Origin of the sequence: Pseudomonas sp. HMWF006, assembly GCF_003061205.1 — a bacterium.
Taxonomy (GTDB): Bacteria; Pseudomonadota; Gammaproteobacteria; order Pseudomonadales; family Pseudomonadaceae; genus Aquipseudomonas; species Aquipseudomonas monsensis.
Genome location: NZ_QAIU01000165.1, coordinates 1 through 2520 on the forward strand (window position 1 = coordinate 1; position 2520 = coordinate 2520).

Consider the following 2520-nt stretch of genomic DNA (forward strand, 5'->3'; position numbering starts at 1 on the left):
AGCAAGGACACAAGTTATTCCAATGTGCTGGAGTTTGTGGTGGGGCAAGCTGAATCAGCGAAATTGCCCGCAGCCGTCATCAAGGAAGCCAAGGGCGACCAATTGAACCCGGACGATGTAACCGATGGCGCCACCGTCGTGATCGCGGCCGAAGCTCAGTTGAAGTCCGCCGATGAAGTCAGCGTCACCGTAGAGGGGCAAAATACCGTCCCTCTTCCTGCGTACACCGTAAAGCCTGACGAAGCCGATAAACAGCTGTCGTCGATCAAAATCCCGCACAGTGTAATCAACGCCGAACAAGGCAATCCCATCGCGTTAAGTTACACCGTCAAACGCCTGGCAGGAGGAGTGGACGGCCCCTCAGATCCGACGATATACGACGTCACCGAAGTGTTCGTACCCATCGAATTGCAACTGCCATTTCTGGTGGCGCCGGCGGTCGACCCTATCGATGTACTGGAGTATCCGCAGGGCGTGACGATACGCATCGAGTACCTCCAGGCACTGGACGATGATCGGGCACAGCTGATCGAGGTCAATCCACCCGCAGGTGCGCCGGAGTTTCCACTGGTGCCGTTCAACGCCAACAAACGCACCAACACCCTGCTGACACAGGCTTTTCTGATCGCACGACAAGGCAAGCCCATGGTGTTTCGCTGGCACCTGAATCGCAATAATGCAGAGGTTGCCCGATCGCTTGAACTGAACCTGAGCGTGTCGAAGATTAACGAGGGCGATACGCGTTTGCCGACGCCGCTCATTGATGGCAAGACCGGCAATGAACTCGACATCCTGCTGTTGCTGCCCGCCGCCCAGCTTACCGTTGCGGCATGGCCGCACGTCGAAGGTGAGCGGCTGTGGTTGCAGTACGAAGGCAAGGACAATCAGGACCAGACCGTGACCTTCGACGACCTTCGCGGTGAAGTGGGCGTGGGTGTATCAGGCTTGAGCCGGACGGTGCCGCTGGACTGGTTGAAAGACTTGAAAGATGGCAGTGAGTTGAAGGTGACGTTCAAGGTTAATTTTGATGGGGTGGCGAACGCGGCGACGGCGGTTGGGTTTCCGGTGCGCCGCTATAGCGTCCGAACCGTCAAACAGGTGGATCCGACCATCATCTCGGTGAAAGGTCATTCCGCCAGCGGCCCGGAAATCCCCGACGGTGCGACCACCACCGCAACCACACTCATGCTCACGGGCAAGGGCACTGCCAATCAGGCAATCACGCTGCGTGACAATGGTATTGCCATAGTCACATTCGACGTAAACCCTCAAGGCGACTGGAGCCGTACGCTGACTGATCAGGATATTGGAGACCATCGTTATACGATAAGGTCAGCAAATGACTCGACTCCAGAGTCTTCGGCGAGAACCCTGACCCTCTCGCACATGACCGACTTTCAGGACAGCACTTACAACGGCTGGGACCTCTACACGGGAGCCCGAAGCGGATCAATTCGCGTCCATGCAGGCGAGAGGGCGTTCTTCAACTTCACTGACGTAGCCCCCGCCACAGGCTATTCGGGTGCCATTTTTTACCAGGACTTTGTGCTGGCGCCCGGCACCTACACGTTCACAATGAAGGCTTGTCACATCCGCGAGTTTCCCAACACCAATCTGGTCAATCCGATTCTGGCACTCACCACCAGCTTGCCGAATAGCCCGCAAGTCGTTCGTGAACTTCCTAAAAACGGCACCAAATATGACTTCTCGCTCACGTTCACGGTTGCCGCTCGTCAATCTGTCAGGCTCTATATCGTCAATCACCAGGACAATGGCATCGGTAACGATTTTGGCATCTTCACCATCGGCCTGAGCAAAGGAAGCACAAATGTGAATGGCGCGATGGAAACCCTCAATGAACTGCCACCCTATACCGGAGCACTGCAGACAATCGTGTTGCCTCAGCCGTCGGGAGTGACCTCTGATAGCGGGCAATCATAGATTCTGTTTTTTGATACCCGCCATGATGTCAGCAAGGACGAGCGCCCTGGCGTAAAGCATGAAAAACCCGCCGCCCCGATCATCGGAGCGGCGGGTTTTGTCGTTTCGGACTTTGCTTACACCGTATCCACCTTCAACGAATGGTCATTCAACATCCCGCTGATGATCGTCGCCGTGTCGTGTCCGCCAGCGACCACCCCGCCCGCCCCCGGCGTTACGCCGTAATGGCTGGCGAGGTTGACACCGGCCAGGTCGATGGTCTGGTTCGGCGTGGCGCCAGCCAGGGCGCTGACGTCGATGCTGGTGAGCACCGAGGCGCCGCTGCCGGTGACGGTGAAGTGCAGGTAGTCGTCGAGCGACGCGGTGGTGCCGTTTTCACCTTGCAGCAGTTGCGACAGGTCGAGCTTGTCGGTGCCGGGGGTGAAGTCGGTGATCGTGTCGTGGCCACTGTTGCCCTTGAGGTACTGGAAGGTGTCCGCGCCCGGCCCGCCGGTCAGGGTGTTGTTGCCCAGGCCGCCGATCAGCAGGTCATCGCCACCGCCACCGTTGAGGATGTCGTTGCCCAGGCCGCCGTTGATC

Annotated in this window: 1 protein-coding gene and 1 pseudogene; one reads left to right on the forward strand and one right to left on the reverse strand. The window is 57.9% G+C overall.

The features are described 5' to 3' along the window. A pseudogene (locus tag DBR24_RS30900) lies at nucleotides 1-1941 on the forward strand (hypothetical protein); the annotation flags it as partial. 116 nt (nucleotides 1942-2057) lie between these two features. On the opposite strand, the gene DBR24_RS06695 reads toward DBR24_RS30900, so the two are convergent. Beyond that, a partial coding sequence (locus DBR24_RS06695) for a type I secretion C-terminal target domain-containing protein (protein WP_128614284.1) occupies nucleotides 2058-2520 on the reverse strand: 463 nt, incomplete at its 5' end.